The organism is Sphingobium sp. EM0848, from assembly GCF_013375555.1.
GTDB lineage: Bacteria > Pseudomonadota > Alphaproteobacteria > Sphingomonadales > Sphingomonadaceae > Sphingobium.
Genome location: NZ_JABXWB010000004.1, coordinates 137,336 through 156,509, shown reverse-complemented (window position 1 = coordinate 156,509; position 19,174 = coordinate 137,336). Strand labels below are relative to the sequence as shown.

The following is a 19,174-nucleotide window of genomic DNA, read 5'->3' as shown; positions in this document are numbered from 1 at the left end:
TCGCGCTACTGATCGGAGAACCGCTTTGCCAGTCTGGCGCTCGCGCCACTTTTGGCAGCAAGTTTTGAGCCATAGCGCAACACCGTGCGTGCATCGCGCCAGCGGTAAGCCTGCATGATCGCTGGTAGCCCCTCACCTGCGGCAAAGTTATCCTGCGCTACGCCGACACGAATGGAATGCGACGAAATCGCCTTGCACCAGCGACTAAGCTCGGCCTCGCTCATCTGCCCCAGCAAGCCCTTCTCCCAGGCTTGGCGAATAAGCCGCTTGTAAATGAGCGTGATACTGTTGGGGTGTAGCGGCTCTGCACCGATACCATCGATTGATCCGTCAAAATGCGTCGTGACCCGGCGCAGCAGCGGCCCCTGGTCGATTTCAGAAGCTTTGCACCAACGCGTGATGGCCATCATGGTTGCTGGAGAAAGGTAAGCCTGCGCACCAGCTTGCTTACGGTCAGTCTTGCTCGAGGGAATGTGAAGGATCCCTGCGCCCTCACTATCAGGGCCTTCAATGTGCGCAACATTGATCGCCACCAGTTCAGATCGCCGCGCCGCCGTATCATAGGCAATGCGTAACAACGCGGCATCGCGCAAACCCAGCTCGTCGCGGCGGCAGGCCTTGAGCAGGTGCGCGAGGCACACCCCCGAGGCAGGGCTGTCGAGATCGGCAATGTCGCCTTTGAAGCGAATGGCATGCGCCTGCCGCTGCCGCACGCCTAGATGATTACGGGCCGCCTTGCGCTCGAACTTGACCAAGGGGTCCGACGTTGGATCGGTGAGACCCGCCATGCGGTAAGCCCAGCCCACATGGACGAGGTAGCGCTCGATCGTCGCCATTGCGCGGGTTTTGAGGTCACAAGTCTCAGTACCGGAAAGGGCTCGGATCCAGGCAGCAACGTCGGCAGGCCTTGCAACGGCAGGCTCAACGCGGCGCAATCGGCACCATTGCCCCCACAAGGTCAGGTCAGAGCGGAAGGCGCGGCGTGTGTTTTCGGACCAGCCACGCATGGCTGCATCGAGCAGCGCCTCGTCGATGCGAATGCCTGCACCTGCCAGTGCGCGCACATCTCCGATCAGATCTGCTGGTTCGACAGATAAAGGAACGATCTTTCGGGTACGGACCGATGATTTTTGAGGGCGGACGGGTTCGCGCATGTCAGGACTTTTCTCGTCGGGTGCTTGGGCCGCAAGCAGCCGGGCTGGCGGTGCGATGATCGGTCGCCGCATCAATCGCCCCAAGGATTGACCAGGTCGATGCCGGTAGCTGCAAAATCCTTCACGTTCCGGGTCACCAATGTGAGCCCGTAAGCCCCTGCGATACCGGCAATCTGGACGTCGCCAGTCGTCATGGTCCGTCCAGCGCTGGCACTGACGCTGGCCAGTTCGGCCGCCATTTCCGCCGAAGGCCGGTCGAAGGACACGACGCGCGGACCAAATCGGGCAACGATACGCTCGAACGCCCCCATCAGTTCGTCGCGGCGGCGCCCGGGTGGCATGGAGTTGATCCCGGCACGTACCTCGAAGATCGCAACAGTCGGCATAGCACAGTTGCCAGCATGGCGATCGAGCCATGTCACCACACGAGCCGAGGGTGCTGGCCGCATCGACTCGGAAACCACGTTGGAATCGATCAGGTAGATCATTCGAAGACCGGCAACGCTCGATCAGGGCGCTGGCGCTGCGCATCGATCGCGGCGGCGACATCGTCATAGCCTGGCCGCGTGATGCGCACGATGAAGCTGCCGAGCGGCTCGAGCGCATCGGGGTTGCCCACTTCTGCGCGCGCAGCTTCATCGAGAATCTGGCGCAGTTCTTCCTCGAGACTATGGCGCCTACGTGAAGCACGCTGGGCAAGCAGACCCTTGGTTTCTTCAGACAGGTTGCGGATCGTGACGCTGGCCATGCGCGGACTCCATGTTGGCGGCCGAGGTGGCCATCGCCGCTAATATAGCGGCAATTCACATCGGAAACTAGTAAAATGCAATCATGCAATCGCTAATCTGAGTTTTGCGTAGTTACGATAAGCAGCCATTATCAACACTTAATCAACCGGCATATGGACTAAACATCACTCGTCAGGCTATAATTTGTCCGTGAAGCACCCTCCCCCGCCCCTTACCGGCATCGCTTGGACGCCCGATCTGGTGGCCGCGATCGCCGATGCTGGCGCGGCGATTGGGCGGCTTGATGCGCGGATTTGTGCGACTTCCTTTGCCCCAGCCTGGAATCTGCGGGCGAGCTGGACAGGTTACGCCGCCGCGCTACGCCTACAGAATTACGAAATCGAGGAAATCGATATTATTTCCTGGCAATGCGGTCTCCATCTGGCCGGGCGGCCTCGCCTCGAAACGGTGGGGGATCCGTTTTCTGTCGGCTGCCAAAGTTAGTGTCACCGCCGAAGACGAACTGATGCCGCTCTGCCATAATTGATGGCAACGGGTTTTCCCGGTTTCCGCACACTCCTGGCCAAGAGCACCTCCTCTATCCCCGCACTTCGCGCAGCATGCGCGCGGTGGCATTGGACGACGGGGCCAGCTTGCGGCCATAGCGCAGCGCGGTCGATGTCGAGGACCAACGCAGAGCCTGCGCAATCGGCCCGGCGTCTTCTCCGCTGGCGAACAGATCCTGCGTTAGACCTACTCTCAGCGAATGCGTGCTGAGCGCTGAAATCGCCGCATCGAGCTCCTTTCCGAACAGATTGACCATGTGTTCGTCTGCCGCGCGCCGGGCGGTTTGTTTGATGATCAGTCGCACCGCCGCCGGTGTCAGCGGTTCTTCGCCGATGACATAGGTCGTCGATGCCAGCACGGGTTTAGCTTCGGCAGGCGATGGCGATCCTGCGGGCAGCCGCCACCTGAACCCCGGCGGGGCAGGCAAGGCGGCAGGGGCCTCGGCAGCGCGAGCCTTGGTCCGCACCACGCCGATTCGGCGAAACAGCGGGCCTTCGGCAATCCCGCCGCTTGTCCGCCATGCAGACACGCGCCGCATCGTGTCGGGCGAGAGCCAGGCATAGGCCCCCTGCCCTTCCTGATCGGTCTTCGAGCGCGGAACGGTCAGGACTGCCGAACCATCGCGTTCGACTGTGATATGGTCGCACGCCACCCGCACCAGTTCGGACACGCGCAACCCGGTGTCGTAGGCGAGGCTGAGCAGCGCCCCATCGCGCAAACCAGGCAATGTTCCAGGGCATGCCTGCAACAGCGCGCTCAGGGTAAACCCTTTTGCCGGAGCGCTGCCCAGCCCCTCTCCAAACCGCAGCGGCCCGGCCTGACGCTGCGTGACATCGACCCGGCGCCGAAACCCACGCAGCGCGTCGCGCACGATGCTCCCCTGGGTAGGTGTCGCCACCCCGAGCAGGCCATGCACCGCCGCCAGACTGGCAAGACGCCGCCCGACCGTCGCCGGCTTGAGCTCGCGCCGTTCACAATCCTCGAGGTAGGCGACGATCCGTGCCTCGTTCGCGGGCAGGCCGATCCCGCCCGCGCGTGCGCAAAAGGTGGCATAGCAGGCGAGATGGCTCTGTTGCAAAAATCGTGAAGCTTGAGCATGCTTGGCGGAGATTGAACGGATGGAGCGATGACGGATTTCAAGTGGCGCCATTTCCAGGGTGATGTGATCCTGTGGGCGGTGCGCTGGTATTGTCGCTATCCGATCAGCTATCGCGACCTTGAGGAAATGCTGGCGGAACGCGGCATTTCGGTCGACCATACGACGATCTATCGCTGGGTCCAGCGCTACGCCCCGGAGATGGAGAAGCGGCTGCGCTGGTTCTGGCGGCGTGGCTTTGATCCGAGCTGGCGCCTGGATGAAACCTACGTCAAGGTGCGGGGCAAGTGGACCTACCTGTACCGGGCAGTCGACAAGCGGGGCGACACGATCGATTTCTACCTGTCGCCGACCCGCAGCGCCAAGGCAGCGAAGCGGTTCCTGGGCAAGGCCCTGCGAGGCCTGAAGCACTGGGAAAAGCCGGCCACGCTCAATACTGACAAAGCGCCGAGCTATGGTGCAGCGATCACCGAATTGAAGCGCGAAGGAAAGCTGGACCAGGAGACGGCCCACCGGCAGGTGAAGTATCTCAATAACGTGATCGAGGCCGATCACGGAAAGCTCAAGATGCTGATCAAGCCGGTGCGCGGTTTCAAATCGATCCCCACGGCCTATGCCACGATCAAGGGATTCGAAGTCATGCGAGCCCTGCGCAAAGGACAGGCTCGTCCCTGGTGCCTGCAGCCCGGCATCAGGGGAGAGGTGCGCCTTGTGGAGAGAGCTTTCGGCATTGGGCCCTCGGCACTGACGGAGGCCATGGACATGCTCAACCACCATTTCGCAGCAGCCGCCTGATCGGCGCAGAGCGACAGCCTACCTGTGACTGCCGCCAATCTTTGCAACAGAGCCGACCTAGATGCCGTAATGGGCCGGCGTCTAGGATTCAAAGATCCATCTGCTCCGGACTTAGCAAGCCACTTCCGCCACGCGAAGGTCTTCCCAACTCCCCACTTGCCCTTGATGCAAAGCACCTCGGCGCGGTCGTCATTCAGAAACCTCTTTATTTCGGCTTTGATCAACGCAGTGCACATGAGCGGTTCCATAGAAGGCAGAGTGATCAAGATAGGCGGGAAGGCGCCATCTTGTTAAGTTAAAGATAACTCCTTGCAATTCCTTTCGGCCGCGGCCGGGTGTCCGTTGCTGGCAAGATTAGTCGTTCAACAGGTTGTGAAAGAACGGCAGCTTTGTCCCACATCATGCGCTGGCGCGGCGGCGGGATGTGCTGCTTTGCGCCGGTCGCTCCGGCCAAGGGTATCGAGACGCAACAGCAAACCGAACTCGCCAAGGAAATCCTGGGCAAATACGGCTTCGACTACTCGGTCGCATACGCCATCGGCGGGCGCGAACTGCACCATCTTGTCTTCATCCAGTATGACAAGGAGGACCTTGTTGAAGAGAAGAAGGCGGACGACTGCATCCGCGAAATGGTAACCCGCTTCGGCGAGCGTGGCTGGGCGAGCTACCGCACCGGCGTCAACACCATGGACCTGGTGGCGAAGCAATACGGCGAGGCCAATCGCGACCTTATTGCCCGGCTCAAGCAGGCGCTTGACCCCAACCATATCCTCTCGCCCGGCAGGCAGGGGATCGCCTGAAAGGCCAGTGTGTTAGCAAGGCGGACAGCTTCCCCCCTCGGAGCCTTAGTACGGAGATAACGCGTTCAACGAGTTGGTTTCGCGAGTAACAGACTTTTTGCTTTGGCATCCGTTTGAGCAGATTAAGAGGTAAGCGATCCACCCTCGGCCTGATGAGGCTGCTATTCCGACTTCTGAGATTTTAGAAAGCCTCCTGCATTCAGCCACGCCACGAACTGGTCGAGCATCAACGGAGTGGTCGTACCCTCAATTCCGAGCCCGAAGCCGTGGCCGCCTTTTGCGTAGGCGTGCAATTCGACCGGGCGGTTGGCCTTGTGCCAGGCTTCTACGATGGGGAAACCCATAGTTGGGAACAGAGGATCGTCGAACGCAATCGCGGCAAACATCGGAGGAGCGTCTCGGGGCGGAGTCACCTTGGCCTGTGGGCCGTAGATGTAGCCAAAGAAATTGGGCCCTTCCCCGGGTTTTGCGCTCATGACAGCGTTGAGAGACGTCATGGCACCCGCCGAAAACCCGATCATTCCTACACGAGAAGGATCAATTGCCCACTTCTCGGCATTTGCTCGCACCAAGGAAAGGGCGCTTAGCGCGTCGTCAGTTGATGGCGGGTATTGAAGTGATGGCTGCTGTGATGGATCAGGCAGGCCCTCAGCCACCTTTTTGTCCATGAAGGTCTTCGCTTCATCGATACCTATCGGCGTTGGCATCACTCGGTATTTTAGGACGAAGGCGGCGATGCCACGAGCATTGAGGGCTTTGGCAACCTTCCAGCCCTCTGGTTCTATCGCCAAAAGCATGAAAGCTCCGCCAGGGGCGACGATCACTGCAGCACCTGTCGCCTTCGACGGGTCTGGAAGAAACGGGGTGATCGTGGGAACAGTGACATTGCGGACTACGTAGCCATGTGGCCCGTACGTCATCCAAGTTTCAAGCCCCTTACTGGCTGCCGCGGTGGGCGAAGATAGAGGGATGGCGTGGGGTTCCGGCGGCGCTTGAACCAGCTTGATTTCCAGCTGATCCGCTTGGGCGAGCGCTGGCTGGCCAGCGCGCAGGAATGCTACAGCCAACACGGTAAAGAGGTCGATTTTCCTCATGTTCTAGGGTAGTCCTCTCTATAATTCAGTCGCTCGCCAGAGTTGGGTGATCTATTAAATCGATCGCGCTACGTGGCCTTGCCTTCACTAGTATCCATACTGCCGAGCTGATTGCATGCCATATAATATCTAGCACATTATGCAGTATATTTTATATTATGGAAAAAGGGCTGCGCGTGCTACCGATGGCGTGGGTAGAATTTGTTGAAAACATCTTGCGCGGCGGTCTGACAACATGTCTTGCGGTTTCGAGTAGGGAAGCAGGTTTGAGAACAGAAAACGTCATCATCGTGGGCGCCGGGCACGGCGGCGCACAGGCTGCGATCGCCCTGCGGCAGAATGGCTTCGAAGGCCGCATCCTGGTGATCGGCAGGGAGCCGGAGATCCCCTACGAACGCCCGCCGCTGTCCAAGGAATACCTCGCCCGCGACAAGACCTTCGACCGCATCTGCATCCGCCCGGCGCAGTTCTGGGAAGATAAGCAGATCGAGATGAAGCTCGGCGCCGAAGTCGTCTCGCTCGATCCCGCCGCGCACACGGTCAAGCTCGGTGACGGCTCGGAGCTCTGCTACGGCAAGCTGATCTGGGCCACCGGCGGCGATCCGCGCCGCCTTTCGTGCGTGGGCGCAGACCTCAAGGGCGTCCACGCCGTCCGCACCAAGGAAGACGCCGACCGGCTGATGGCCGAACTCGATGCCGGAGCCAAGCGCGCCGTGGTCGTTGGCGGCGGCTACATCGGCCTCGAAGCCGCTGCGGTGCTGACCAAGTTCGACGTCTCGGTCACCCTGCTGGAAGCCCTGCCGCGCGTGCTGGCCAGGGTTGCGGGTGAACCCCTTTCCGAATTCTACCAGGCCGAGCACCGCGCCCACGGCGTCGATCTGCGCACCGGCGCGGCGATGGACTGCATCGAAGGCGATGGCGTCAAGGCGACCAGCGTCAAAATGCAGGACGGCTCGGTCATCCCGGCCGACATTGTCATCGTCGGCATCGGCATCGTGCCCTGTGTTGGCCCGCTGCTGGCAGCGGGGGCATCGGGTGGCAACGGCGTCGACGTCGACGAACTGTGCCGTACCTCGTTGCCCGATGTCTACGCGATCGGCGATTGCGCGGCTCACTCGAACGACTTTGCCGACGGCGCGGTGATCCGCCTCGAATCCGTCCAGAATGCCAACGACATGGCTACCACTGCCGCCAAGTGCATCTGTGGCACCGAAGCGCCCTACAAGGCCACGCCATGGTTCTGGTCCAACCAGTATGACCTGCGCCTGCAGACCGTCGGCCTGTCGACCGGCCATGACAACGCCGTGCTCCGCGGCGACCCGGTCACGCGCTCGTTCTCGGTGGTCTACCTCAAGAACGGCAAGGTCATCGCGCTCGACTGCGTGAACATGGTCAAGGACTACGTCCAGGGCAAGAAACTGGTCGAAGCCCGGGCCCAGATCGCACCTGAGCAGCTGGCCGACGCCAGCGTGCCGCTGAAAGAAATGCTCGCATAAACACTCAGCACGGGCATTTTTGCGGGATTAGCACCCGTTAATGTTCAGGCCATGCAGGATGCTTTCTGGCGTGGTCTGCATTGTGAAGTTTACGCAAGCGCACCAGAAAGGTTTGGGCCACCGGATCCTCCCTGAAAAGACAATGTCTGTTACCGGACAGACAAATTTCTTCAGGCAACTTCTGCGGGGTGGGCAAGGCGAGTCTGCGACTGCCCCGGATTTTTTTCTTTTGCTGATTGCGGCGAAACTGTTCGAACACCTTAACCAGATGTCCTCAAAGCTTCAGGGACAGGATAACCCCATCCCGCATATTCATCTGCGATAACACCTGCCATCAGCTGCAGCTCGGGTGAGATTTCGTTCATCCGTTGGCTCATGATGATAGGCGATGTCGCCTGCTCTGACAGTTCCCGATAAACGACATCGTGGCTTCTGGAGCGGCTGATCGATTCAGGAACAATTGCGAGCCCTTCCTCAGCGGCAACTAGGCCAATCGCGATCTGCAATTCTCTCGCTTCGTGCGCGATTTTCGGTTCGAGTCCATGGTCGCGAAACAGCGATATCACCTGGTCTGCATAACTAGGACGTGGTGCACGCGGGTAGATGATCTGCGGCTGTGTAGCTACCTGCTTAAGTGTCAAAGCGCGTTCAGACTGCGCGAGCGTGTGTCCGCGCGGCAATGCTACTGCCAGTCTCTCGTTGCGCAGAATGGTCCGCTTGATGTCTGGATCTTCAAAACGAATGCGACCGAAGCCGACATCAATTCGCCCGTCCTTGAGAGCGGCTATCTGTTCAAGTGTCGTGCTTTCCACCAAGGATAGCTCGACGTCAGGAGCTCGTTTGCGAAAGGCGCGGATCAGTTCAGGAAGCCTCGCGTAGATCGTGGAGGCGACAAACCCGATCGTGAAGCGTCGCCGTTCCGTTGCGGCAGCGGTCCTCATCATGGCCTGCATGTCATCCATGCGATCAAGGATTTGCCTGGCTTGCTCGTAAAGCAATTGACCAAGAGGGGTCAGACTTAGCGGCCGGGCAGTCCTGTCGAAAAGCAGGCCTCCTACTTCCTCCTCCATTTGACGTATCGTTCGGCTTAGGGGTGGCTGCGCGATGTTAAGAGTGGCTGCCGCGTGTGAAAAACTCCGCGCACTTGCCACCGCAAGGAATTGACGGAGGTGCCTCAGGTCCATTGCTATACCTTACAGGTATGGAGTCATGACCGCAATGATCTTTGAAAGCCCTCCGGTGACACGCTACTTTTCCTGATAACAGTGTGAAGTTGGAGAGGTGTGATAATGGCGGCTTTAGACCGGATCGATACCTTCATTGTCGATGTGCCGACAATCCGGCCACACGTCCTCGCGATGGCGACCATGCGTGCGCAGTCGATGGTCATTGTTCGTTTGACCGACGGCGACGGCGTCGAAGGCATCGGGGAGGGCACGACCATAGGCGGCCTCAGCTATGGCGAGGAAAGCCCTGAAAGCATCAAGTCTGCAATCGATACATATATCGCACCGATCCTTCAGGTCTGCGATCTTTCGCGTGTGCGCGCCACGATGGCACGGATCGGCCGCAGCGTGCGCGGCAACCATTTCGCCAAGTGCGCGGTGGAAACGGCGCTTCTCGACATGGCGGGCAAGCGGCTGGGCGTGCCGGTCTCCGAGCTGATCGGGGGAGGGCGCGTACGGTCCTCGCTGCCCGTCGCATGGACGCTCGCCAGCGGAAACACCGCACGCGACATCGAGGAGGGCGAGGCCATGCTCGAGCAGCGCCGCCATCGCATCTTCAAGCTCAAGATCGGCAAGCGCGAAGTCGCGGACGACGTTGCGCATGTGGGGGCAATCTGCAAGGCGCTGGCCGGACGCGCGAGCGTGCGTGTCGACGTAAACCAGAACTGGTCCGAAGCGCAGGCCGTGCGTGGCATGGCAATGCTGCACGATGTCGGCGTCGAACTAGTCGAGCAGCCGGTGGCGCGCGATGCTCTAGATGCGATGGCGCGGCTGTCCGGAACCCAGGCGGTGCCGCTGATGGCCGACGAAGCGCTCAATGGTCCGCGTTCGGCCTTCCGCATCGCCTCTGCGGCGGCTGGCGGCGTGTTCGCGGTGAAGATCGCGCAATCGGGCGGGCTGCATCCTGCAAGCGAGGTTGCCGCCATCGCGACGGCTGCGGGGATCGGCCTTTACGGAGGCACGATGCTTGAAGGCGGCGTCGGCACCGTTGCCTCGGCGCACCTGTTTGCCTCGTTCCCTGAACTGGCGTGGGGCACCGAACTGTTCGGCCCCCTGCTGCTGACCGAGGAAATTCTGGCAACGCCGCTGCGCTATGCCGATTTCGAGCTGGCGGTCCCCGATGCGCCGGGCCTCGGCGTCACGCTCGACGAGGAAAAGATCGCCCGCTTCCGCCGCGACAGTGCGGCCCCCGTCATTCACGCCGTCGCCTGAGAGGACGCACGCATGTTGTTCATGGTTGAAATGCAGGTCAACATTCCGCTCGGCTTCGATGCGGACGAGGCGGCACAGCTGAAGGCCGCCGAGAAGGCGCGGTTTCAGGAACTGCAGGCAGCGGGCACGTGGCGACACATCTGGCGCGTAGCGGGGCAGTACGCCAACGTCAGCATCTTCGATGTCGAGAGCAATTCGCAACTGCACGACATCCTTATCGGCCTGCCGCTCTACCCTTTCATGACGATGAAGGTGACTGCGCTCTGCCGGCATCCCTCATCGCTTCACGACGATGACCGCTGAACCGGACATTTTATAATCAGGTAATTGAAACAGTATCTTGGGAGATTGACGTCATGCAAGAATCATTCGTTGATTCCGCTCCGATCCGAAACCTGCTCGACCGTGCGGCAGGCCTTGACGGTGATGGTGGCGATGCCCGCCTCAAAGCCATCATGCGCGATCTGCTGGAGGCGACTGCGCGCGTGATCGTGCGTCACGACGTGACCGAGAGCGAGTTCTGGGGCGCGGTCAAATACTTGCAGGACAGCGCCGGCGAGATCGGGCTGATCGTTCCGGGCATCGGCCTCGAGCACTTCATGGACCTCTACATGGACGCCAAGGATGCCGAGGCAGGTCTTGCCGGCGGTACGCCGCGGACCATCGAAGGCCCACTTTATGTTGCAGGCGCGCCTTTGGTCGAAGGGCCGGACGTCAACCTCACCGTTGATCCCGATGACACCACCAGCCTGTACATGACGGGTCAGGTGCGTGGCCCCGATGGCGAGCCGGTGCGGAATGCTATCATGCACGTGTGGCATGCGGACTCGCAGGGCTGGTACTCGCACTTCGACCCGACGAAGGAGCAGACGCCGTTCAACAATCGCCGTCGCATAAAGCTAGGCGACGACGGTCGCTATGCATTCCGTTCGAAGATGCCCAAGGGCTACAGCGTGCCCCCCGGTGGGGCGACCGACGTTCTCATGAAGGCCGTTGGCCGTCACGGAAACCGCCCGGCCCACGTCCACTTCTTCATCGAAGCGCCGGGCTACCGCCAGCTGACCACGCAGATCAACTTTGGAGACGATCCGTTCGCGCATGACGACTTTGCGTTCGGCACGCGCGCAGGCCTGCTGCCCGTGCCCATGCGTCAAGGCGACAGTGCCTCGATCACGTTCGACTTCGAGATGCAGCGTGCCGTGGACCAGGAAGATGAGAAGTTTTCCACCCGCGCGCGCCTTGAAGTCTGACGCAAGAATCTGGGAGAAATGACGATGTCCGGTGCCATCAGGAATCGCATTGAAACGGCCGTTGTCGATGACGCGGATACCGGGCAGTTCCGCTGCCGCCGCGACATCTTTACCGACCCTGATCTCTATGAACTCGAAATGAAGCACATCTTCGAGGGCAACTGGGTCTATCTCGCGCACGAGAGCCAGATCCCGTCGACAAACGACTGGTTCTCGGTGACGGTTGGACGGACCCCCGTGGTCATCACTCGTACAAAGGATGGCGCACTCAACGCCTTCATCAACGCCTGCTCGCATCGCGGCGCGATGCTGTGTCGGCGCAAGCGGGGCAACGGGCGCGTCATGGTCTGCCCGTTCCACGGCTGGAGCTTCACCAATGACGGCAAGCTGCTGAAGGCCAAGGACGAGAGCTCGGGCGCCTATCCCGCTTCGTTCAATCAGGACGGGTCGCACGACCTCGCCCGCCTTGCCCGCTTTGAAAGCTACCGCGGATTTCTGTTCGGTAGCGTCAATCCCGATGTTGGGCCGCTCGACAAATACCTCGGCGAGACGCGAGTGATCATCGATCAGATTGTCGACCAAGCACCAGATGGCATCGAGGTTCTGGCGGGAAGTTCGTCATACGTCTTCGAGGGCAACTGGAAGCTGCAAATGGAGAACGGTTGCGACGGCTACCACGTCAGCTCGGTGCACTACAACTACGCCAAGACCATGGGGCGGCGCGCCGAAGGCGGCACCAAGGCGGTCGATGCCAACGGCTGGTCCAAGGCCGTAAGCGGAGTCTACGGCTTCGACAACGGGCATATCCTGCTGTGGACCAAGGTGCTCAATCCCGAGGTGCGGCCCGTCTGGTCGCACAAGGAAGAACTTGAGAAGCGGCTCGGCAAGGAGCGCACGCGTTTCATCGTCGAGCAGAGCCGCAATCTGGCGCTCTATCCCAACGTCTTCCTGATGGACCAGTTCTCCACGCAGATCCGCGTGGTGCGACCGATCGATGTCAATCACACCGAAGTGACGATCTACTGTTTTGCGCCGAAGGGCGAGAGCGCCGAACTGCGCGCTATCCGCATCCGCCAGTACGAGGATTTCTTCAACGTCTCCGGCATGGGCACACCCGATGATCTGGAGGAGTTCCGCACGTGCCAGGCCTCCTATGCGGGCGCGGGCGAATTGTGGAACGACCTCAGTCGTGGTGCTAAGCGCTGGATCAACGGACCCGACGAGAATGCGCGCGAGATGGGCATGAATCCGCTGCTGAGCAGCGAGCGCAGCGAGGACGAGGGTCTGTTCGTCCGTCAGCACGAATACTGGGCCAAGGCCCTGCTTGATGGCCTTGCGCAGAGTGACCAGCGGGCGGAGGAAATGGCGTGAGCGTGCTCATTGAAGTTACCGCTTTCCTCAATCGCGAGGTGCGCCTGCTCGACGACCGGCAATGGGACGCGTGGCTCGAATGCTACACGCCTGACTGCACTTACTGGATGCCGGCGTGGACCGACGACGACGAACTCGTCACCGATCCGCAGAGCCAGATTTCGCTGATCTATTACGCGAACAGGCAAGGTCTGGAAGATCGCGTGTACCGGCTCGAGACCGAGCGTTCGAGCGCGAGCACGCCGGAACCGCGCACCACGCACATGATCGCCAACATCGAACTGATGGACGATCGCGGCGACGAGCTTGATGTGCGTTACAACTGGCATACGCTCAGCCATCGCTTCAAGATGACCAGCCAGTTCTTTGGTGCGACCTTTTGCACGTTGCGCCGGGTCGGCGGCGAACTGAAGATTTCGGCGAAGAAGATCGTGCTCAAGAACGACTACATCAACCAGGTGATCGACGTCTATCATGTCTGATCCGGTGGCGCATTTCGCGGGGCGGTTTGCCGGCAGGGTGATGGTCGTGACTGGCGCTGCGCAGGGCATCGGACGCGGTGTGGCGCTGCGGGCCGCGGCAGAGGGCGCGCAGGTCCTGTTGGTCGACCGGGCCGAATTCGTTGCCGACGTGGCCGCCGAAATCGGGCTATCGGCGCGGGCATTCGTGACGGATCTCGAAACGCATGAAGGCGCAGCAGCGGCCATGGCAGAGGCTGTTGCCCATTTCGGCCGGATCGACATTCTCATCAATAATGTCGGCGGTGCTATCCGCATGCGGCCCTTTGCCGAGTTCACGCCCGAGCAGATCGACGCGGAAATCCGCCGCTCGCTCATGCCGACGCTTTATGGCTGCCATGCGGCGCTGCCCGCGATGCTGGCGCAAGGTTCGGGCACCATTGTTAACGTATCGTCCAATGCCACGCGCGGCATCCGGCGCGGTCCCTATTCGGCGGCCAAGGGGGGGATCAACGCGCTGACGCAGAGCTTGGCGATGGAATATGGCGAACAAGGTATCCGCGTCGTGGCGACTGCGCCGGGGGGAACCAGCGCACCGCCGCGCAGGGTGCCGCGAAATGCCGCCGGCGACAATGCGCAGGAACAGGCGTGGATGGCGCAGGCGGTCGAACAGGTGACGGGATCAACGTTCTTCAAGCGCTATGGCACCCTGGACGAACAGATCGCACCAATCCTTTTCCTGGCCTCGGACGAGGCAAGCTACATAACCGGAACCATCCTGCCCGTTGCGGGCGGTGACCTGGGCTGAACGCAAGGGCCAACCAATGTCCAAGATTTATTCAAGTCCCGCGGCGGCGCTGGACGGCGTGCTGTTCGACGGGATGACCGTGATGTCTGGCGGGTTCGGCCTGTCCGGCAATCCGGAAAGCCTGATTCCCGAAATCCGCGCGGCGGGCGTGAAGGACCTAACGGTCATTTCCAACAATGCTGGCGCCGATGGCTTCGGCCTGTGGATGCTGTTGAAGAGCCGCCAAGTGAAGAAGATGATCTCGTCCTATGTGGGCGAGAACAAGCTGTTCGAGGAGCAGTACCTGTCGGGCGAACTTGAACTCGAGCTGACGCCGCAGGGGACGCTGGCAGAGCGCATCCGGGCGGGGGGCGCGGGGATTCCGGCGTTCTATACCCGCACCGGCGTAGGCACGGTCGTCGCTGAGGGCAAGCCGGTCGAGGTGTTCGAAGGCGAGGAATATGTGCGCGAGAATTGGCTGCGCGCCGATCTTGCCATCATCAAGGCGTGGCGTGCCGACCCCGAGGGCAACCTCATGTACCGGCGCACTGCGCGCAACTTCAACCCGAACATGGCAACGGCGGCCAAAGTAACGGTGGTCGAAGTCGAGGAGATCGTGCCCGCAGGTACATTCGACCCCGACTGCATCCATACACCCGGCATCTACGTCGACCGCATCGTGCTTTCGACGATCAATGAAAAGCGCATCGAAAAGCTGACCGTACGCGAAAGGGAGAGCGCCTGATGCGGTGGAATCGTGACCAGATGGCCGCGCGCGCCGCGCAGGAATTGCGCGATGGCGACTACGTCAACCTTGGCATCGGCATACCGACGCTGGTGGCTAACCACGTGCCCGAAGGCATCAAGGTTACGCTGCAGAGCGAGAATGGCATGCTCGGCATCGGCCCTTTCCCTTATGATGGCGAGGCCGATCCGGACCTGATCAACGCGGGCAAGCAGACCATCACCGCGCTGCCCACGTCGAGCTTCTTCTCTTCGGCCGACAGCTTCGCGATGATCCGGGGCGGTCATATCGACATGGCCGTATTGGGCGCGATGGAAGTTGCCGCAAACGGCGACCTCGCCAACTGGACCATTCCCGGCAAGATGGTGAAGGGCATGGGCGGGGCAATGGACCTCGTCGCCGGGGTCAAGCGCATTGTCGTCGTGATGGACCACGTGTCAAAGTCCGGTGCGCCCAAGATTCTCGAGGCGTGCAGCCTGCCGCTGACCGGGCGGCGGGTGGTGGACCTGATCGTCTCGGACCTCGCTGTCATTGCGGTTGACCGCAAGGCGGGCGGACTGACGCTCGTCGAACTGGCGCCGGGGGTTACAGTTGCCGAGGTCGTCGCCAAGACCGGCGCACCGCTCGATGTTTCGGCCTTTGTCGAAGGGGCGCAGGGCTGATGCCTTTCAGCGGGGAAGAGGGAAAGCGCGTCTATTGGAAGCTCGAAGGGCGTGACGATGTGCCCGCGCTGGTTCTGCTCAATTCCATCGGCACGGACATGGACTTGTGGGACGGCGCGCTACCGCTGCTGCGGCAAAGCCACCGGCTCCTGCGCGTTGACACGCGGGGGCATGGTGCATCGGATGTCGCAGACGAGGACTACGCCATGGCAGGCCTTGCTGCGGACATCTTTGGCGCCATGGATGGCGCCGGGATCACAGTTGCAGCGGTGGCGGGTGTATCGCTGGGCGGAATGATTGCGATGGAAATGGCGCTCGCACGGCCCGATCGCGTCGCCGCGCTGTCTTTGGTCTGCACTTCGGCTAAGATGGACAAGACCGCGTGGAGCGACCGCGTGGCAAAGGTGCGCGGCGAAGGCATGGCCGCTATCGTCGATCTGGCCATGGGGCGGTTCCTTTCACCCGAATTCATTGCCGCCGAGCCTGCAGTGGCGCAGACGATCCGCCGCCAGCTGGTGAATATGGCAGCTTCGGGGTACGCCGGATGCGCGGCAGCCATCCGCGATATGGATCTCGCATCACGGATTGGCCAGATCGGCTGTCCGACGCTGGTAGTGACGGGCGACCGTGACACCTCCACGCCCTTTGAAGGCCACGGTGAATACCTGCTTGCCCAGATTCCCGGAGCAAACCACGCGGCCTTGCCCGCTGCGCACCTCGCGCCGCTTGAGGCGCCGCGGCTTCTGGCCGAGACCATGCTCGAATTTCTGAAGGATTGAACCGCTCGATGACCGACGCTTTCATCTGTGATGCCATCCGCACCCCTGTCGGGAAGCTCAACGGATCGCTGGCCAGCGTGCGCGCCGACGACCTGGCCGCGCTGCCCCTTCGCGCATTGGCAAAGCGCAATCCGGACCTCGATTGGGCACAGGTGGATGATGTAATCCTCGGCTGCGCCAACCAGTCGGGAGAAGACAACCGTAACGTCGCGCGCATGGCTGTGCTTCTAGCCGGGCTGCCGGAAACGGTTCCGGGCGTCACCGTTAATCGCCTCTGCGCGTCGGGGCTGAATGCCGTCGGCATTGCTGCGCAGGCAATCCGCTCGGGCGATGCCGACCTGATGGTGGCCGGCGGCGTCGAGAGCATGACTCGCGCGCCTTACGTCATGGGCAAGGCAGGAAGTGCCTTCGACCGGGCCCAGAAGATCGAGGACACTACACTTGGCTGGCGCTTCATCAATCCGGCGATGAAGGCAGCTTATGGCGTCGACACGATGCCGCAGACCGGCGAGAACGTCGCCGACCAGTGGCAGGTGAGCCGCGAGGATCAGGATCGCTTTGCGCTGGCAAGCCAGGAAAAGGCTGCTGCGGCCATCGCATCGGGCCGTTTCGACGTGGAGATCGAGCCGGTCGAGGTTCCGCAAGGCAAGGCACCGCCCAAGCTGTTCGAACGTGACGAGCATCCGCGCGCGACGAGCCTTGAGGCGCTGGCCAAGCTCAAGCCGGTCGTGCGTGCTGATGGAACCGTGACGGCGGGCAATGCCTCGGGCCTGAACGATGGCGCCGCTGCGATGATCATTGCTTCGGACGCCGCTGCCAAGGCCAACGGGCTGACACCGCGCGCACGCATCATTGGCATGGCGGCCGCCGGGATTGCTCCGCGCGTTATGGGAGCCGGCCCGATCGAAGCCGCGCGTAAGGTGCTCGCCCGCGCCGGGCTCGGTGTTGGCGACCTGGACGTTATCGAACTCAATGAAGCCTTTGCCAGCCAAGCAATTGCTACGCTGCGCGATCTTGGGATCGATCCGCTGACAGACACGCGCGTCAACCCCAATGGCGGCGCGATTGCACTGGGCCATCCGCTCGGAATGTCGGGTGCACGCATCACTATGACTGCGGTGGAGGAGCTGCAGCGCACCGGCGGGCGTTATGGTCTGGCTTTCCTGTGCATCGGCGTAGGCCAGGGGCTGGCTTTGCTTATCGAACGTGTCTGATCTCAAGTTATTCAAAGGAAAACCGCGATGCAGGGCGAACTTTACAGCATCTATCACTGCGCGATCGAACCGGCTGACTTTCCGGCTTTCAAGGAGCTTGTCGCGAAGATCGTGGCCGAGACGGCAAAGGAAGCCGATACGCTTACGTATGAGTACGTGGTCAATGAGGCCCGCACGCAAGTCCATATCGTTGAGCGCTATCGCATCGAGGGCCTGTTGCCTCATGTACAGCAGACCTTCTCGCCCTTCGCTGAGCAATTCCTGGCGCTGGTGCGGATCGAGAAGCTTTACGTCTACGGTGAGACGACGCCCGAAGTGCGCGCAGTGCTTGACGGCTTCGGCGCGATCTATCTCACGCCGTTTTCCGGTTTCACTCGCTGATCCTGCAGTGGTGTCTGGGCGTGTCGGCGATCATTCGCAGGCAAAGCTGTCGGCACGCTCGGGGTCGCCGCCACGATAGCGCGCGATCCTTGGCCAGGCGCAGACAGGGCGCGTGCGGCCCGGCCATGGCGTGTGCGCATCCGCCGTGGCGAGCAGGCTGTCCGGAGCCTTGTGCTGTTCCACCCAGGCGACCAGCGCACCCAAGGCATCGTAATGGCTCGTCGCCGGCCCACCCATGCAGTGGGCCATGCCGGCAACGGGGAACACGCGCAAACCATCATCGGTCCGTGCGCCGTAGCGCTGCACGACGCGGTCGCGCCATGCCAGCGTGTCCATGACCGAGAACACCGGATCCGACACACCGTGTGGCACCATCAGCTTGCCACCGTGCGCAAAAAAACCATCGAGATTGGCCGAGTGCATTGCGATGTCCTGCCAGGCGCTCGTTTGGAACGGACCTGCGCGGCTGTAGATTGCTGCCTCTGACCCCGGGAACCGGTAACGCAGTTGCGTCGCCAGGATATCGTCAGGAGGGCTCTGTTGCAAAAATCGTGAAGCTTGAGCATGCTTGGCGGAGATTGAACGGATGGAGCGATGACGGATTTCAAGTGGCGCCATTTCCAGGGTGATGTGATCCTGTGGGCGGTGCGCTGGTATTGTCGCTATCCGATCAGCTATCGCGACCTTGAGGAAATGCTGGCGGAACGCGGCATTTCGGTCGACCATACGACGATCTATCGCTGGGTCCAGCGCTACGCCCCGGAGATGGAGAAGCGGCTGCGCTGGTTCTGGCGGCGTGGCTTTGATCCGAGCTGGCGCCTGGATGAAACCTACGTCAAGGTGCGGGGCAAGTGGACCTACCTGTACCGGGCAGTCGACAAGCGGGGCGACACGATCGATTTCTACCTGTCGCCGACCCGCAGCGCCAAGGCAGCGAAGCGGTTCCTGGGCAAGGCCCTGCGAGGCCTGAAGCACTGGGAAAAGCCGGCCACGCTCAATACTGACAAAGCGCCGAGCTATGGTGCAGCGATCACCGAATTGAAGCGCGAAGGAAAGCTGGACCAGGAGACGGCCCACCGGCAGGTGAAGTATCTCAATAACGTGATCGAGGCCGATCACGGAAAGCTCAAGATGCTGATCAAGCCGGTGCGCGGTTTCAAATCGATCCCCACGGCCTATGCCACGATCAAGGGATTCGAAGTCATGCGAGCCCTGCGCAAAGGACAGGCTCGTCCCTGGTGCCTGCAGCCCGGCATCAGGGGAGAGGTGCGCCTTGTGGAGAGAGCTTTCGGCATTGGGCCCTCGGCACTGACGGAGGCCATGGACATGCTCAACCACCATTTCGCAGCAGCCGCCTGA

At 61.4% G+C, this 19,174-nt stretch carries 23 protein-coding genes; 16 read left to right on the top strand and 7 right to left on the bottom strand.

The features are described 5' to 3' along the window. Positions 1-5 precede the first annotated feature (5 nt). The 3 genes from HUK73_RS18175 to HUK73_RS18165 form a co-directional block, all read right to left on the bottom strand. Positions 6-1,154, bottom strand: a complete 1,149-nt coding sequence (locus HUK73_RS18175) for a tyrosine-type recombinase/integrase (protein ID WP_070936436.1) — start codon at positions 1,152-1,154, stop codon at positions 6-8. A gap of 71 nt (positions 1,155-1,225) precedes the next feature. Continuing rightward, entirely contained in the window at positions 1,226-1,642 is a 417-nt protein-coding gene (locus tag HUK73_RS18170) for a type II toxin-antitoxin system VapC family toxin (protein ID WP_084653589.1), read from the bottom strand. After that, positions 1,639-1,902, bottom strand: a complete 264-nt coding sequence (locus HUK73_RS18165) for a hypothetical protein (protein WP_070936387.1) — start codon at positions 1,900-1,902, stop codon at positions 1,639-1,641. The genes HUK73_RS18170 and HUK73_RS18165 overlap by 4 nt, the downstream gene beginning before the upstream one ends. A 241-nt stretch (positions 1,903-2,143) precedes the next feature. Between HUK73_RS18165 and HUK73_RS18160 the strand changes: the two genes are divergently transcribed. Beyond that, positions 2,144-2,386, top strand: a complete 243-nt coding sequence (locus tag HUK73_RS18160) for a hypothetical protein (RefSeq protein WP_176593304.1) — start codon at positions 2,144-2,146, stop codon at positions 2,384-2,386. Positions 2,387-2,480: 94 nt separating this feature from the next. Here the strand turns inward: HUK73_RS18160 and HUK73_RS18155 are convergent, their stop codons facing one another. Then, positions 2,481-3,527 carry an integrase gene (locus tag HUK73_RS18155; RefSeq protein WP_255326420.1) on the bottom strand — a complete coding sequence of 349 codons (1,047 nt, stop codon included), beginning with the start codon at positions 3,525-3,527 and terminating at the stop codon, positions 2,481-2,483. Between the two features lie 48 nt (positions 3,528-3,575). On the opposite strand from HUK73_RS18155, the gene HUK73_RS18150 reads away from it, so the two are divergent. Beyond that, on the top strand, positions 3,576-4,340 hold the full coding sequence (locus tag HUK73_RS18150) for an IS6-like element IS6100 family transposase (RefSeq protein ID WP_013054031.1): 765 nt from the start codon (positions 3,576-3,578) through the stop codon (positions 4,338-4,340). A gap of 389 nt (positions 4,341-4,729) precedes the next feature. After that, positions 4,730-5,140: an FAD-linked oxidase C-terminal domain-containing protein gene (locus HUK73_RS18145; protein ID WP_254684574.1), complete on the top strand. Its 411-nt coding sequence runs from the start codon at positions 4,730-4,732 to the stop codon at positions 5,138-5,140. Positions 5,141-5,301: 161 nt separating this feature from the next. Here the strand turns inward: HUK73_RS18145 and HUK73_RS18140 are convergent, their stop codons facing one another. Next, positions 5,302-6,234 carry an alpha/beta hydrolase gene (locus HUK73_RS18140; RefSeq protein WP_070936381.1) on the bottom strand — a complete coding sequence of 311 codons (933 nt, stop codon included), beginning with the start codon at positions 6,232-6,234 and terminating at the stop codon, positions 5,302-5,304. A 266-nt stretch (positions 6,235-6,500) separates the two neighbouring features. Here HUK73_RS18140 and HUK73_RS18135 point away from each other — a divergent pair, with 266 nt between their 5' ends. After that, the gene (locus HUK73_RS18135; RefSeq protein WP_070936379.1) at positions 6,501-7,730 is read left to right on the top strand and encodes an NAD(P)/FAD-dependent oxidoreductase; all 1,230 of its coding nucleotides are present in this window, start codon (positions 6,501-6,503) and stop codon (positions 7,728-7,730) included. A gap of 260 nt (positions 7,731-7,990) precedes the next feature. On the opposite strand, the gene HUK73_RS18130 is transcribed toward HUK73_RS18135, so the two are convergent. Next, a complete protein-coding gene (locus HUK73_RS18130) occupies positions 7,991-8,914 on the bottom strand; it encodes a LysR substrate-binding domain-containing protein (RefSeq protein ID WP_070936377.1) in 924 nt (307 codons plus the stop codon). A 105-nt stretch (positions 8,915-9,019) separates the two neighbouring features. Between HUK73_RS18130 and HUK73_RS18125 the strand changes: the two genes are divergently transcribed. From HUK73_RS18125 to HUK73_RS18075, 11 genes are read left to right on the top strand one after another with little or no spacing between them, the layout of a single operon-like run. Next, the gene (locus HUK73_RS18125; RefSeq protein WP_022676045.1) at positions 9,020-10,168 is read left to right on the top strand and encodes a muconate/chloromuconate family cycloisomerase; all 1,149 of its coding nucleotides are present in this window, start codon (positions 9,020-9,022) and stop codon (positions 10,166-10,168) included. Positions 10,169-10,180: 12 nt separating this feature from the next. Then, complete coding sequence (gene catC / locus HUK73_RS18120; protein ID WP_022676046.1) at positions 10,181-10,471, top strand: muconolactone Delta-isomerase; 291 nt, start codon at positions 10,181-10,183, stop codon at positions 10,469-10,471. Between the two features lie 53 nt (positions 10,472-10,524). Further along, on the top strand, positions 10,525-11,418 hold the full coding sequence (locus HUK73_RS18115; RefSeq protein WP_022676047.1) for a dioxygenase: 894 nt from the start codon (positions 10,525-10,527) through the stop codon (positions 11,416-11,418). Positions 11,419-11,436: 18 nt separating this feature from the next. Then, positions 11,437-12,789, top strand: coding sequence for a Rieske 2Fe-2S domain-containing protein (locus tag HUK73_RS18110; protein ID WP_070936375.1), 1,353 nt, complete (start codon positions 11,437-11,439; stop codon positions 12,787-12,789). Continuing rightward, positions 12,786-13,271: a benzoate 1,2-dioxygenase small subunit gene (benB, locus tag HUK73_RS18105; protein WP_022676049.1), complete on the top strand. Its 486-nt coding sequence runs from the start codon at positions 12,786-12,788 to the stop codon at positions 13,269-13,271. Before HUK73_RS18110 ends, benB begins: the two co-directional genes overlap by 4 nt. After that, complete coding sequence (benD, locus tag HUK73_RS18100; protein ID WP_022676050.1) at positions 13,264-14,055, top strand: benzoate diol dehydrogenase BenD; 792 nt, start codon at positions 13,264-13,266, stop codon at positions 14,053-14,055. The genes benB and benD overlap by 8 nt, the downstream gene beginning before the upstream one ends. Positions 14,056-14,071: 16 nt before the next feature. Then, positions 14,072-14,779, top strand: a complete 708-nt coding sequence (locus HUK73_RS18095) for a CoA transferase subunit A (protein WP_028657796.1) — start codon at positions 14,072-14,074, stop codon at positions 14,777-14,779. Beyond that, positions 14,779-15,441: a 3-oxoacid CoA-transferase subunit B gene (locus tag HUK73_RS18090; RefSeq protein ID WP_022676052.1), complete on the top strand. Its 663-nt coding sequence runs from the start codon at positions 14,779-14,781 to the stop codon at positions 15,439-15,441. The genes HUK73_RS18095 and HUK73_RS18090 overlap by 1 nt, the downstream gene beginning before the upstream one ends. Continuing rightward, the gene (gene pcaD, locus HUK73_RS18085; protein WP_022676053.1) at positions 15,441-16,220 is read left to right on the top strand and encodes a 3-oxoadipate enol-lactonase; all 780 of its coding nucleotides are present in this window, start codon (positions 15,441-15,443) and stop codon (positions 16,218-16,220) included. The genes HUK73_RS18090 and pcaD overlap by 1 nt, the downstream gene beginning before the upstream one ends. 8 nt (positions 16,221-16,228) lie before the next feature. Further along, positions 16,229-17,434 (top strand): 3-oxoadipyl-CoA thiolase, encoded by a 1,206-nt coding sequence (gene pcaF, locus HUK73_RS18080; protein WP_022676054.1) that lies wholly within the window; start codon positions 16,229-16,231, stop codon positions 17,432-17,434. A gap of 27 nt (positions 17,435-17,461) precedes the next feature. Then, positions 17,462-17,815 (top strand): hypothetical protein, encoded by a 354-nt coding sequence (locus HUK73_RS18075; RefSeq protein ID WP_022676055.1) that lies wholly within the window; start codon positions 17,462-17,464, stop codon positions 17,813-17,815. 30 nt (positions 17,816-17,845) lie between these two features. Here HUK73_RS18075 and HUK73_RS18070 read toward each other — a convergent pair whose 3' ends face one another. Then, positions 17,846-18,433 carry a tannase/feruloyl esterase family alpha/beta hydrolase gene (locus HUK73_RS18070; RefSeq protein ID WP_176593303.1) on the bottom strand — a complete coding sequence of 196 codons (588 nt, stop codon included), beginning with the start codon at positions 18,431-18,433 and terminating at the stop codon, positions 17,846-17,848. Between HUK73_RS18070 and HUK73_RS18065 the strand changes: the two genes are divergently transcribed. Then, the gene (locus HUK73_RS18065; RefSeq protein WP_013054031.1) at positions 18,410-19,174 is read left to right on the top strand and encodes an IS6-like element IS6100 family transposase; all 765 of its coding nucleotides are present in this window, start codon (positions 18,410-18,412) and stop codon (positions 19,172-19,174) included. The genes HUK73_RS18070 and HUK73_RS18065 overlap by 24 nt on opposite strands.